Consider the following 13,534-nt stretch of genomic DNA (forward strand, 5'->3'; position numbering starts at 1 on the left):
GTCGCTGCCCGCGAAAATGACCGGGCAGCGACGTCAGGGCGGGATTAACGCGCGCTAACCAGTTCGCGTTTCATATCAATGATCTGCTGGAAATCAGCTACGCTGCCCGGGCCGATATGCTGCGTGCCGCCCATAGCTTTGATAAAGCAGGCGTGATCGTCGGTATCCAGCTTTTTAATCGCGGTGACGACTTTAGACTTAAAGTCAGCAGGCAGGGAATTGCTGACCAGGATTGGGCCATTCGGGATCAGCGGCGATTGCCAGATAATGCGGATTTGCTTCATCAAATCCGGGTGATCCATGCGAATCAGACGGTTGAATGCGCCAACGCTGTAGCCGCTGTTATAGTCACCGACCATGGAGGTCCAGGTGACCGCGCCGGCAAACTGACCGTTCAGCACGCCCAGAATATCCTGCTCATGACCGCCGGAGAAGGTGACGCTGGAGAAGAAGTTATTATATTTATTATCCGAAGTACCGCCGAACTGCTGTTTAAAGGCGTGGTTGGGAATTAAAAAACCGGAAGTGGAGTCCGGATCGGCGAAGCCAAACGCTTTGCCTTTCAGATCTTCTAACTTTTTATACGGACTGTCGGCTTTGACAATCACCACCGAGTGATAGCCGCGGGATTGATCTTTATCATCTACGGCAATCCCGACAATATCGACGGCTTTAGGATTGTTAATATAAACGGAAGCGTATGATGACGGCGACATACTTAAGACCACGTCAACTTTCCCGCCCAATAATCCCTGGATTACCCCGGAATAATCGGAAGAGTTTCGCAATTTGGTATCAACATTCAGCTCTTTATCGAGGAATTGTTTAACGCACTGGTTATCACCAATTTGCTGCGTAGCGTTTTGCCCGCCGAGTATACCCAAATTTAATTCTTTAGGTTGCCCGGCTGCGCTTACCTGCCACGTCATCATAATCCCTGCAATTACTGCGGATAAACGAACTGCGCCAGTGGTGTACTTTTTCATTATTTTTCCCGTGTGAGTGAAATTTAATGCAATTGGCTAATTTCATCGCCATACAGCCGATGCAGAATATCCTGACTCAGCCTAGTGGGATGGTCGTCAAAAATAATCTTGCCGTTGGCCACGCCGATAACCCGTGTGCAATATTCTCGAACCAGTTCCACCGAATGCAGGTTTACCATTACGCTGATACCCTGTTCGCTAATTTCGCGCAGGACATTCATGATCCGCTGCGTATTTTTCGGGTCCAGCGAGGCGACCGGTTCATCGGCCAGTAAAATTCCCGGGTTTTGCATCAGGGCCCGGCAAATCGCCACGCGCTGCATCTGCCCGCCGGAGAGATTTTCCGCCCGCTGTAGCGCATGCGGCAGCATGTTCATCCATTCCAACAGGGAAATGGCGCGGGCCCGGTCGGCATCGGGGAAAACTTTGAATAATGACTTCAGGGTCGAGGTTTGGCTGAGGCGCCCCAGCAGTACGTTAGTCAGGACGTCGAGACGCGGGACCAGACAGAAATCCTGAAAGATCATACCGCACTGGCTGCGCCAGGCGTTTAGCGCGCGGCCTGACAGCTTCGACACGTCCTGCGGCGTACCCCTTTCCGGATAGCTCAGGATTTCGCCGCCGCTGGCGCGATGGGTACCGTTAATGACGTGCAGAAGAGTTGACTTTCCGGCGCCGGAGCGGCCAATTACGCCAACCAGTTCGCCCTTACAGAGGTCGAAACTGATGTTATCCAGTACGGTCTGCTGTGGGTTCCAGCTTTTTCTCAGGTTACGTACGCTCAGCACCTGCCTCTGCTGGTCAAGCAGCGGTGGCCTGAACGGTTGAAAATCGGTTTCGGCAACCGCTGCCAGAGAACTGTTCATAAAATGTGTCCAGGTTCATCAGTTAACTGGGCACTATTAATGGTGTTTTATGTGACTAACAGATGACATTCAGGCGAACAAATAATGAACGGATGTATCAATTCAGGATTTTTTTGCTGAAAAAGTGTGATTTTTATCACGTTTTTATGTCGACAAGCAGGCATATGAGAATACTCTGCCTACCTTTAATACGCGATAACGCATGAGATTAATAATCATATGTATTTCTTCTGACAAAAAAGAGTCGCCGTATGCGACATTTGCTGGAGAAAGTCATCGCCTTTAGCGCAGGGAGAATGATTGCGGATGTTCGTCTCAGGCTTGTGCCTGAGTCGGTTTAACCGAGTAGATAACCAATTCTTGTTCCAGTACGCTTTACTCCGTAATTTTTTAGTCGGCGACTATACCTTTTGTGCGGACTATAATTCCATTATTTTTGCTAATTAATGAAATTAACCACTGCTTTTGTATTGATTATTAGATTTATATTCTTATTTTTTGAATTTGCTCGGTTTTTTTGCTTTTTCGAACGAAAGTCCCCTTAAGAATTATCTTAACGGCTAATAGCTAAGATCCTGGAACATATCATATTCACTTAAGAATCTACGTATGTGGCAACATTAACGAACTGAAAAACAATGGTTTTTTTGCTTAACTCAATTTCCTTATTTTTATTATTCAGGCTTAAATTGACCTGGTCGGTAATTGGCCCTTAGCGCACTTATTGACACACATCCTGAAAAATCCTAAATTTGATTACACAAGAAACAAGCAAGTCATTTAGTGTTCTTTGTCTCCTCAAGTAATACTATTTTGAGTTTTAGACTAGATATATAAAAGAGGGAATTTGCTGACTTAGACTTTGCAGGCCTGGGCTATCAGCAGTGTTGTGATACGTTCAAGATTTCCAGGACTATGGGGTTTAATTTATATGGATTATAAAGATTCTTTAGATCAGTGCATCTGGCCAGCGCATGACAGTTATTTTAAAAAAGGTCTCGCTGAGCTGATTCTGGATATTGATGACTTAATTTATCTGTCACTTGAAAGGGTACGTCAGGAATTTGTATTTATTAATCTGAGCTCTAGTTCGCTTAATTATTTTATCCGCCGCGATAATGAGTGGCTGGCTGAAATGAAGGGCAAGCAGATTGTATTGATTGCTGCACGGCGTTCGGAAGCACTGGCAAATTATTGGTATTATAACGGTTCAATTCGTGGCGTCGTCTACGTAGACTTAGCGAAAGATATTCGCCATGAGTTAGCTTATGTCATTAATGGCCGTTTTCTACGTAAAGATATAAAGAAAGATAAAATCACTAACAGGGAAATGCAAATAATCCGTATGACGGCGCAGGGAATGCATCCGAAATCTATCGCCAAAATTGAAAATTGTAGTGTGAAAACAGTATATACCCATCGGCGAAATGCCGAGGCAAAACTGTATTCAAAAATATATAAGTTAGCGCTTTAACTGTAATACTGTAATAAATGTTTTTTTAAATTGTGCACCAGGTCGTTATACCCAAAATAATTCATATCGCAGTTAATATCTATGCGGCCTGAACTATGGCGGGAAATGCACACAAACGTGGGACATAAAGTCCCTAAATAAACTCAGGATGAAAATGCTATGAAAAAGAAGGTTATTGCAATTGCTCTGGTAGCCGCGTTTGCCGGTATGGGTGTCGCTCAGGCAGCTGACGTTACTGCTCAGGCAGTCGCTACCTGGTCTGCAACCGCTAAAAAAGATACTTCCAGCAAGCTGGTCGTCACTCCGCTTGGCAGCCTGGCTTTCCAGTATGCCGAAGGGATTGAAGGCTTTAACACTCAGAAAGGTCTGTTTGATGTAGCAATCGAAGGTGATACCACCGCGACCGCATTCAAACTGACTTCTCGTCTGATCACCAACACCCTGACTCAGCTGGATACCTCTGGTTCTACTCTGAGCGTGGGCGTTGAATACAACGGCGTTTCAGTCGGAAAAACTGCCGACACCACTATGATCGATACCGCTGCAGGCACCCTGGGCGGCAACCTGAGCGCGCTGTCTAACGGTTATAAAACCACTGGCCGTACTACAGCACAGGACGGTTTCACGTTCTCCATCATCAGCGGCACCACCGATGGCACCACAGCTGTGACTAACTACAGCGCCCTGCCGGAAGGTATCTGGAGCGGCGACGTCAGCGTACAGTTCGACGCTACCTGGACCAGCTGATTCTCTCGTAGCACCAGGCAGGGGGATATCCCCTGCCTTATTTCATGGACTGAATTCATATGAAAAAACACATTCTGGCCGTCGGCCTGTTGCTCAGTGGAATGACGCCAGCCCTGGCGCTGGATGTGGGCGATATCTCTTCATTTATGAACAGCGACAGCAGCACGCTGAGCAAAGAGATCAAAAATACGACCGACAGCGGTCGCTTAATTAACATTCATCTGGAACGCCTTTCTTCCCCGCTGGACGGCGGCGCGGTGATCCCGATGGACAAACCGGATGAAGTCTTACTCACCCCCGCCAGTCTATTACTGCCCGCGAAGGCCAGCGACGCCATTCGCTTTTTCTATAAAGGCCCGGCTGACGACAAAGAGCGCTATTACCGCATTGTCTGGTTCGATCAGGCGCTCAGCGATGCCCAGCGCAATAGCGCTACCCGCAGCGCGGTGGCCACGGCTTCAGCGCGTATCGGCACCATCCTGGTGGTGGCTCCGAGAAAGGTTAATTTCCGCTATCAGTACGCTGACGGAAAGATGGTGAATACCGGCAACGCCACGCTGCGTATTCTCGCTTACGGTCCGTGTCTGAAACCGGCTGATGGTAAGGAATGCAAGGAAAACTACTTCCTGATGCCAGGAAAAGAGCGCCGCTTTACGCGGGTCAACGTGGCTGACAAAAAAGGACGGGTCGCACTCTGGCAGGGCGAGCAGTTTGTTCCCGTGAAATAGACATCTGTGCTTACGGACTGAGACTATGGCTCTACCAAGGATCACCCCGGGACTAAAAATACTTCTTGCCTCCGGCATGGCCATTTTGCTGGTTCCGCTGAGCGTCACCGCCGCTGCTGACAAAGTGCAGCAGATCGGCGGCGTCATTATCCCTCAGGCTTTTAGCCTGGCCTTACAGGATGGGATGAGTATCCCGCTGTTTATTCACCTCGAAAGTAGCACCGGCACCCAGGACGATCAGCGGATCGGCAACGCCTTTATCTGGCTGGATAACGGCGTGCTGCGCGTCCGGCAAATTCAGCTGGAAGAGAAAGATAATAACGCCACCGTAAGCGAAAAGACCCGCAATCAGCTGGCCGCGCTGGCCAATGAAGCTTTCAGTAAAGATCTAAAAATCAGCCTGACCGACGATGCGTCTCTCGAGCTCAGCCTGCGTGAGCTGCTGCTGCAGCTGGTGGTGAAAAAAGAGGCGCTGGGCACGGTACTGCGCACCCGCAGCGAAGATATTGGTCAGTCCAGCGTCAATAGCGTCAGCAGTACCCTGAACTATAACCTTGGCGTCTATAATAACCAGATGCGCCATGGCGGCAACAATACCTCCAGCTATCTGTCGCTGAACAACGTCACCGCGCTGCGCGAGCACCACGTGGTGCTGGATGGCTCTCTGTACGGCATTGGCTCGGGCAAACAGGACAGTGAAGTCTATAAAGCGATGTACGAGCGCGACTTTGCCGGTCATCGCTTTGCCGGCGGGATGCTGGATACCTGGAACCTGCAGTCGCTGGGGCCGATGACCGCCGTTTCGGCGGGGAAGATCTATGGCGCCTCGTGGGGCAACCAGGCCAGCTCAACGGTGTTCGATAACAGCCAGTCGGCGACGCCGGTGGTGGCCTTTTTACCTTCCGCCGGGGAAGTGCATCTGACCCGCGACGGACGCCTGATGAGCGTGCAGAACTTTGCCATGGGCAACCACGAGGTGGATACTCGCGGTCTGCCGTACGGGATTTATGATGTCGATGTTGAAGTGATTGTGAACGGCCGGGTGGTCAGCAAGCGTACCCAGCGGGTGAATAAACTGTTCAGCCGCGGACGCGGCGCAGGGGCCCCGCTGGCCTGGCAGTTCTGGGGCGGCAGTTTCCATATGGACCGCTGGTCAGACAGCGGTAAAAAGACGCTTCCGGCAAAAGACAGCTGGCTGGCCGGGGCGTCGGCCTCCGGATCGCTCAACGTGTTCAGCTGGGCGGCGACCGGCTACGGCTACGATAACAACGCCGTCGCCGAGACGCGCCTGACCCTGCCGCTGACCGAATCTGTCAGCGTGAACCTGCAGAATATGCTGGCCAGCGACAGCTCCTGGAGCAGCATCGGCAGCGTTAACGCCACGCTGCCCGGCGGCTTCAGTTCGGTGTGGGTGAATCAGGAAAAAACGCAGATCGGCGACAGGATACGGCGCAGCAGTGCCGATAACCGGGCCATCGGCGGCACGCTGAATCTCAATTCGCTGTGGTCAAAACTGGGGACAGTCAGCGTCAGCTATAACGACGATCGCCGAAACAACAGCCACTATTACACGGCGGATTATTACCAGACGATTTATTCCGGGAGCTGGGGCTCGCTGGGCCTGCGCGCAGGGATCCAGCGCTTTAATAACACCAACAGCAATTCGAACACCGGGAAATATATTGCGCTCGATTTCTCGCTGCCGCTGGGCAACTGGTTCAGCGCCGGGATGACGCACCAGAACGGCTATACCATGGCCAACCTGTCGGCGCGTAAGCAGTTTGATGAAGGCAGCATTCGGACCGTCGGCGCGAATCTCTCCCGGGCGATCTCCGGGGATACCGGGGATGACAAAACCCTCAGCGGCGGCGCCTATGCGCAGTTTGATACCCGCTACTCCACCGGTACGCTGAATGTGAACAGCAGCGTGGATGGCTATGTGAACACCAACCTGACCGCCAACGGCAGCGTGGGCTGGCAGGGGAAAAATATCGCCGCCAGCGGCCGTACCGACGGTAATGCCGGGGTGATTTTCAACACCGGTCTTGAGGATGACGGCAAGCTGAGCGCGAAGGTCAACGGACGTATTGTCCAGCTTTCCGGCAAGCGTAACTACCTGCCGCTGTCGCCGTACAGCCGCTATGAAGTGGAGCTGCAGAACAGTAAAAACTCGCTCGACAGCTACGACATCGTGACCGGGCGCAAGACTCAGCTGACCCTGTATCCGGGCAACGTGGCGGTGATTGAGCCGGAAGTGAAACAGATGGTCACGGTATCCGGGCGTATCCGCGCGGAAGACGGCACGTTGCTGGCAAATGCCCGCATCAATAACCATATCGGCCGAACCCGTACCGATGAGAACGGTGAATTTGTGATGGACGTGGATAAAAAGTATCCCACCATCGATTTTAGCTACGGTAAAAACCAGAGCTGTGAAGTGGCGCTGGAGCTGAGCCAGGCGCGCGGCGCGGTGTGGGTGGGCGATGTAGTCTGTAGCGGCCTCTCCACCTGGGCCAGCGTGCAGCCGACAGGAGAAAACAATGAAATCTAACTGGCTGATTTATTTGGTTTTATCAGTGGCTGGCTTGTACGGCGCGTGTACCCAGGCGGCGGTAACAAAGACCGTCTGGAGCGATGCGCCAGCCATGCAGTTCGTGTTCGTTGAAAACAATGCCGATGATAACTTTTTTGTCACCCCCGGCGGTGCGCGCGATCCGCGAATGACCGGGGCGAACCGCTGGACCGGGCTGAAATATACCGGCTCGGGCACCATTTACCAGCAGAGCCTGGGCTATATCGACAATGGCTGGAACACGGTGGTGAATGTCAACTGGATGTATGATATGTGGCTGGAAGACGCGCCGTTCTCCTATCCGCTGAGCGGTCTGCGCTGTATCAACTGGTATTCAGGTTGTAATATGGAGACCAGTCTTATCCAGCCACAAGTCACTGATGCTGCTGGTTTTTATGGGGTAAATGCCGGCAGTGGAACCAAGTGGTCGCACGGCATGATGACCGACTCTTTCTATCAGTATCTGCAGCAGATGTCGGTGGGCGGCAGCTTCTCGATGACCATCAATACCTGCCAGACTTCGGTCAAGTACGACGCGACCACCGGCGCGCGCTGTAAAGATCAGGCTTCAGGCACCTGGCACGTGCGTAAAGTCACCCATACCAAAGCGGCGAGTCTGAAGCTGATTAATACCCATGCGCTGGCGGAAATCTTTATCAACAGCGACGGGGTACCGACATTGGGTGAAGGGAATGCCGACTGTCGCACGCAGACTATAGGATCGCTTTCCGGCCTGAGCTGCAAAATGGTGAACTACAATTTGCAGCATAATGGCCTGAGCAACACCTACATTCATATTTTCCCGTCGATTAATAACTCTGCGCTGGCTTCAGCCGTGGGGCTTTATGATATGCAGTTCAGCCTCAACGGTAATTCCTGGAAGCCGGTGAGCGGTATCTCTCAGTACTACACGTTTAATGATATGAAAAGCTCGGATTCCATCTACGTGTTTTTCTCAAGCAACTTTTTTAAACAGATGGTGAAACTCGGTATCAGCGATGTGAATACCAAAGACCTGTTTAACTTCCGTTTCTTTAACACGGACGTATCGGAATCGGGCTGGTATGAGTTTTCCACCTCCAATACGCTGATTATTAAACCGCGTGATTTTGGCATCAGCATTATTTCCGATGAGTACACCAGCGCGCCAACGCGTGAAGGCTATGTGGGCGTCGGTGAGCCGTCGCTGGACTTCGGCTATATCGTCACCACCAGCGGTAAAACCGCCGCCGATGTAGTGGAGATCAACGTCACCGGTCCGACGCAGACCATTAACGGCTACCCCTACTGTATTTTCAGCTCACCGGACGGAACGGCGAAAGTGCCTTTTCCTGCGAATGTGTCGTTTATCACCAGGGAAGGGACGACCAAAAAAATAGAGACCGGCTGCGGAGGGACCTGGCACGATATGACCGATGCTCTGTGGTTAACCACGCCGTGGACCGATATTTCCGGTGCCGTGGGGCAAATGGACAAAACAACGGTTAAGTTCTCCATTCCGATGGACGATCCGGTTTCGCTGCGTACGGTGGATGATAACGGCTGGTTTGGTGATGTGAGCGCTTCAGGAGAAATTCATGTTCAGGCGACGTGGCGTAACATTGATTAACCGGCTGCATATGGCCTTTCTGCTGCTGGCGTTGGGCTTCTCTTCCGCGGTGCAGGCGATCAACGTGGGTAACCTAACCTTTTCGCTGTCGGCAGAAGATAATTTCGCCTCGAAAAGGGTGATTAACAATAATAAAAGCGCCCGTCTGTATCGGATCTCAATCGTCGGCATCGATCGCCCTGGTGAGAAAGAGGTTCGCACCCGTCCGGCGGACGGCGAGCTGCTGTTTGCGCCGCGTCAGCTCACCCTGCAGGCGGGAGAGAGTGAATATTTTAAGTTTTACTACCACGGCCCGAAGGACAATCGCGAGCGCTATTACCGGGTATCCTTTCGTGAAATTCCCACCCGTAGCTATGTGATGCGGAATAAAAGCGGGACGGAAGTGAGCATGGATCCCGTGGTCGTGATGGACACCATTCTGGTGGTCCGTCCGCGGCAGGTGCAGTTTAAATGGGCCTTCGATCGCGCGGCGGGAACGGTGAGCAATACCGGCAATACGTGGTTTAAGCTGCTGATCAAGCCCGGCTGCGACTCGACGGAAGAGGAAGGGGATGCGTGGTATTTACGACCCGGCGATGTTGTTCGCCAGGCTGCCCTGCGTCAGCCTGGGAACCACTATATTATCTATAACGATAAATTTATTAAGATGACCAAAGACTGCCCGGCGAAGTAGCCGGGCTTCGCCTTTAAACGGGGCGCCTCGCATAGCGACGATTCGCCAGCAGGCTCAGGCCGCAGCACAGCAGATAGTAAACCGCGCCGGTAAAGATAAAAATCGCCAGCGGGTAGATCTGCACCCGGTTATTGACCTGCCCGGCGACGGTCGTCAGTTCCGGCACGTTGACGATAAAGGCCAGCGAGGTGTCTTTCAGCAGGCCGATCAATATCCCGACCAGCGAGGGCTGAACGTTGCGCAGGGCCTGCGGCAACAGGATCAGACGCAGCGTCTGCCCGGGCGCAAACCCTTGCGTTAGCGCCGCTTCGTATTGCCCGCGGGGTAGCGACTGCAGACCCGCCAGCACCGAGTGCATCACCGAGGCGGCGGTAAACCACGCCAGCGCCACCGTGACGGTCACTGCGCCCGGCAGGTCGCTGCCGGTGAGCATCGGCAGCAGATACCACAGCCAGAAAATCACGAAGATCAGCGGGATGCCGCGAATAATTTCCGCCCACAGGAATAGCAGCCGCCGTACGATCCCGCCGTAGCGCCAGGCGAGAGCCGCCAGCAGAACCCCACCCGGCAAAGCCAGCGCGGCGGCGCCAATCGCCATCAGCAGCGTCAGCACCACGCCGCCGGGGATACCGTCCGCCAGCCGTCCCCACAGCAGATAATCGAGGTTATCAACGATCACCGCCAGATTAGCGTTCATACCCGGCTCTCCTGTGCTGATGCCTTCCCGGACCGAGGCGCGTCAACGCCATGCCCATTATTACGCCAAGCGCCAGATACAGCGCGGTACCGACGGCAAACGCCTCCAGCGCATGGGCGTTGTAGCTCTCGATTTGCCGTACCTGGTAGGTGAGTTCGGCAAAGCCGATGCCGCTTGCCAGCGAAGAGAGCTTCATCAGATTGAGATACTGACCGATAATCGGCTGCCAGGCGTTGGCCAGCCCCTGCGGCAGCAGAATGTGGCGCAGCTCTTGCCAGGGCGTAAAGCCCTGCGATAGCGCCGCCTCCCGCTGACCGTAGCCAACGGCGCGCAGCCCGGAGGCGATCTCTTCGATCAGAAATGCCGAGGTAAAGACTCCCAGCCCCCACATCGAACAGAGAAACTCCGGTGTCAGCCACCAGACGTTGCCCGGCAGAATCGACCAGCTGTGGTCGTCATTGATAAAATCGCGCGCCCCCAGCGGCAGCAGGTTCCAGGCGGCAAAATACCAGAACAACAGCTGAACCAGCAGCGGCGTATTGCGGAACAGCGAAACCCAGGCCGCCACCAGCCAGCGGCCGGGCCTGCCGCCCCCGAGACGCAAAGCCAGCAGCAGGACAGCCAGCACGGTTGCCAGAATCATCCCGGCGACGCTGACCCAGACGGTGGTAAGAAAACCGGAGATGATCCACTGCAGCGGCTGCCCGCTCAGCACGCCATGCCAGTCGAGATGCGGGATCACGCCTCACTCTCCTGGTGCAGCGGGTCGAGCACCTTTTGCAGAAAACGGCGGGTGCGGGCGTGCTGCGGTCGGGCGAAGAACTCGGCCGGCGGCGCGACTTCGAGAATATCGCCGCCGTCGATAAACACCACCCGGTCGGCAATCTCGCGGGCGAACTGCATCTCGTGGGTTACCACCACCATGGTGATCCCGCTGTGGGCGAGATTTTTCATCACCTGCAGCACTTCGCCGATCATCTCCGGATCCAGCGCCGATGTGGGTTCATCGAACAGAATGATCTGCGGCGAGGAGGCGAGGGCGCGGGCGATAGCTACCCGCTGCTGCTGGCCGCCCGAGAGCTGGGCGGGCATCTGCTGCGCCTTATCTTCGAGACCCACCTGTACAAGCAGCTCCAGCGAGCGCTCGCGGGCGGCGCTTTTACTCCAGCCGTGAACGCGCTCCAGCGCGAGGGTAATATTCTCCTGCGCCGTCAAGTGGGCGTAGAGATTAAACTGCTGAAAGACAAAACCGACCCGGCTGCGCAGCTGACGCAGAGCGCTGCCGGTGAGCTGGCGTGTCGGTTTGCCGTCAATTAAAATCTCGCCGCCGCTGAGGGATTCAAGCTGATTGATCAGGCGGATCAGGGTGGACTTGCCTGAACCGGAAGGGCCAAGGATCGCTACCACTTCGCCGGGTTCAACCTGCAGATTAACGCCGTTCAGTACCCGGTGATCGCCGTAGCTTTTGGCGACGTCGCGAAACTCAATGCTGGCGCGCTTCAGGTGCGAAAAATCCGCGGACGATGCCGCGGAGCGTGAAAATAGAGCCGATAACATAATTCTTGTCTGCTTATTTAGCTTCGATAGTAAAGGCGCGCGGCTGCGGGGTTTTGGTGTTCGGGCCAAACCAGACGTCGTAAATTTTGGCCGCTTCACCGGATTTCTCCAGATTCACCAGCTCATCATTTACCGCTTTCAGCAGAGCCGGTTCGCCTTTCTTCACGCCGACGCCAATCTCTTCTTTGCTCAACAGGTCGGGGATAATTTTGAAGTTAGCTTTGTCCGGCGCTTCCGCCAGCAGCCCGGCCAGGATGGTGCTGTCCTGAGTGATCGCCTGTACGTTACCGTTGCGCAGGGCGGTCAGCGCCAGCGGAATATCGTCATAAGAGAGCACGCGCGACTGCGGGAAGCGCTGATGCAGCGCCTGCTCGCCGGTGGTGCCTTTTACCGCGCCGATACGCGCTTTGCTGTAATCATCAAGCTTATCCGCTGATTTTGCCGGAACCAGGAACTGCTGGCCGGTTACGAAGTAAGGCGTTGAGAAATCAATCACCTGTGCACGTTCCGGAGTGATAGTGATATCGGCGACGATCAGGTCGGCCTTGCCGGACTGCAGCAGCGGAATGCGGTTAGCCGGGTTGGTGGCGACCAGCTCCAGCTTCACGCCGAGGGATTTTGCCAGCGCTTCGGCAAAGTCCACGTCATAGCCGACGATTTTATGCGTTTTCGGATCTACCGAACCGAACGGTGGGTTGGCGTCGAAGGTGGCGACCTTGATCACCCCGGCGGCTTTGATATCGGCTAACTGGTCGGCCTGAGCCTGCGCGGCGAGCACCAGCATGCCCAGCGCCAGCGCGATTTTTGTGTTTGTAATGCGCATGATTATTCCCCTGAATCCCTGTTTTGTTTTGTGTTTATCACGCTCCCACAAATTGCCCGTCGGCGGCAAAGAAGAAAATGTTCTTATCTATAACGAAAAAGAACTTAACAAAGTTGTGGATATTGTTTACCCGGTTCAGTGCTGTTGTAGCCCGGACAGGTGCGCAGCACCGCCTCCAGGAGATATTCCGTTAGCTATTGATATCTTTCTGAAACCATAAGACTCGCAGCGATGCCCTGGAACCCGCTGAAATCGGCGAACCGGAGGTCGGAAGACAAGGGCTGGCCGCCAGGGATGGCGGACAGAGGCGAATCGAGACAGTGATGTCGAGTTGAGCCGACCGCAGGCTGAGGACCGGGAGGTGAGCGCAGTGCGCAGCACCGATTTCTTTGCGGGACCGTGGGGATTGTAAAGGGGGGACGGTTTTATCCCCCTTTACCCGTTCACGTGTAACGGTGAGGCATTTTCTGCAGATTGAGAGTGAACGGAACCCTTGCGCATAGAATTACAAATCAGGCTCCGGCAAACGCTGCGGGTCCTTCCCGGCCTGCGCTGCGCCTGGCTGGGCTACGGGGCCTCAGTTGTCTGGGGTCGTGTAGCCCGGATAAGACGTTTACGTCGCAATCCGGCAAACGCTGCGGGTCCTTCCCGGCCTGGGCTGCGCCTGGCTGGGCTACGGGGCCTCAGCCGTCTGGGGTCGTGTAGCCCGGATAAGACGTTTACGTCGCAATCCGGGAAAAGCCCCCAATATGCACCCCACAGAATTACAAATCAGGAATTGATATTTCCCGCCCGCCGTCAA

Annotated in this window: 12 protein-coding genes; 6 read left to right on the plus strand and 6 right to left on the minus strand. The window is 54.2% G+C overall.

The genetic code is table 11. From position 1 onward, the window contains the following. Positions 1-44 precede the first annotated feature (44 nt). Entirely contained in the window at positions 45-986 is a 942-nt protein-coding gene (gene phnD, locus GJ746_RS05510; protein WP_154679279.1) for a phosphonate ABC transporter substrate-binding protein, read from the minus strand. A gap of 23 nt (positions 987-1,009) precedes the next feature. Next, complete coding sequence (gene phnC, locus GJ746_RS05515) at positions 1,010-1,852, minus strand: phosphonate ABC transporter ATP-binding protein (RefSeq protein ID WP_154679280.1); 843 nt, start codon at positions 1,850-1,852, stop codon at positions 1,010-1,012. A gap of 931 nt (positions 1,853-2,783) precedes the next feature. Here phnC and ecpR point away from each other — a divergent pair. The 6 genes from ecpR (at position 2,784) to GJ746_RS05545 (ending at position 9,655) form a co-directional block, all read left to right on the plus strand. Next, positions 2,784-3,326 carry an ECP biosynthesis operon DNA-binding transcriptional regulator EcpR gene (gene ecpR, locus GJ746_RS05520; protein ID WP_154679281.1) on the plus strand — a complete coding sequence of 181 codons (543 nt, stop codon included), beginning with the start codon at positions 2,784-2,786 and terminating at the stop codon, positions 3,324-3,326. A 159-nt stretch (positions 3,327-3,485) separates the two neighbouring features. Then, positions 3,486-4,073: a common pilus major fimbrillin subunit EcpA gene (gene ecpA, locus GJ746_RS05525; protein WP_154679282.1), complete on the plus strand. Its 588-nt coding sequence runs from the start codon at positions 3,486-3,488 to the stop codon at positions 4,071-4,073. Positions 4,074-4,132: 59 nt separating this feature from the next. Then, positions 4,133-4,801 carry a hypothetical protein gene (locus GJ746_RS05530; protein WP_154679283.1) on the plus strand — a complete coding sequence of 223 codons (669 nt, stop codon included), beginning with the start codon at positions 4,133-4,135 and terminating at the stop codon, positions 4,799-4,801. Positions 4,802-4,826: 25 nt separating this feature from the next. Further along, a complete protein-coding gene (locus GJ746_RS05535; protein WP_154679284.1) occupies positions 4,827-7,352 on the plus strand; it encodes a fimbrial biogenesis outer membrane usher protein in 2,526 nt (841 codons plus the stop codon). Next, the gene (ecpD, locus tag GJ746_RS05540) at positions 7,342-8,982 is read left to right on the plus strand and encodes a fimbrial adhesin EcpD (protein WP_154679285.1); all 1,641 of its coding nucleotides are present in this window, start codon (positions 7,342-7,344) and stop codon (positions 8,980-8,982) included. The genes GJ746_RS05535 and ecpD overlap by 11 nt, the downstream gene beginning before the upstream one ends. After that, complete coding sequence (locus GJ746_RS05545; protein WP_154679286.1) at positions 8,951-9,655, plus strand: fimbria/pilus periplasmic chaperone; 705 nt, start codon at positions 8,951-8,953, stop codon at positions 9,653-9,655. Before ecpD ends, GJ746_RS05545 begins: the two co-directional genes overlap by 32 nt. Before the next feature lie 13 nt (positions 9,656-9,668). Here GJ746_RS05545 and GJ746_RS05550 read toward each other — a convergent pair whose 3' ends face one another. Genes GJ746_RS05550 through GJ746_RS05565 form a run of 4 tightly spaced genes read right to left on the minus strand, consistent with a single transcriptional unit; the run spans position 9,669 to position 12,732 of the window. Beyond that, the gene (locus GJ746_RS05550; RefSeq protein ID WP_154679287.1) at positions 9,669-10,352 is read right to left on the minus strand and encodes an amino acid ABC transporter permease; all 684 of its coding nucleotides are present in this window, start codon (positions 10,350-10,352) and stop codon (positions 9,669-9,671) included. After that, positions 10,342-11,094 (minus strand): amino acid ABC transporter permease, encoded by a 753-nt coding sequence (locus tag GJ746_RS05555; protein WP_195908800.1) that lies wholly within the window; start codon positions 11,092-11,094, stop codon positions 10,342-10,344. The genes GJ746_RS05550 and GJ746_RS05555 overlap by 11 nt, the downstream gene beginning before the upstream one ends. Then, positions 11,091-11,909 carry an amino acid ABC transporter ATP-binding protein gene (locus tag GJ746_RS05560; RefSeq protein WP_154679288.1) on the minus strand — a complete coding sequence of 273 codons (819 nt, stop codon included), beginning with the start codon at positions 11,907-11,909 and terminating at the stop codon, positions 11,091-11,093. Before GJ746_RS05560 ends, GJ746_RS05555 begins: the two co-directional genes overlap by 4 nt. A 13-nt stretch (positions 11,910-11,922) precedes the next feature. Then, positions 11,923-12,732: an ABC transporter substrate-binding protein gene (locus GJ746_RS05565; protein WP_195908801.1), complete on the minus strand. Its 810-nt coding sequence runs from the start codon at positions 12,730-12,732 to the stop codon at positions 11,923-11,925. Positions 12,733-13,534: the final 802 nt, after the last annotated feature.

The organism is Klebsiella oxytoca (genome assembly GCF_009707385.1).
GTDB classification, from domain to species: Bacteria; Pseudomonadota; Gammaproteobacteria; order Enterobacterales; family Enterobacteriaceae; genus Klebsiella; species Klebsiella oxytoca_C.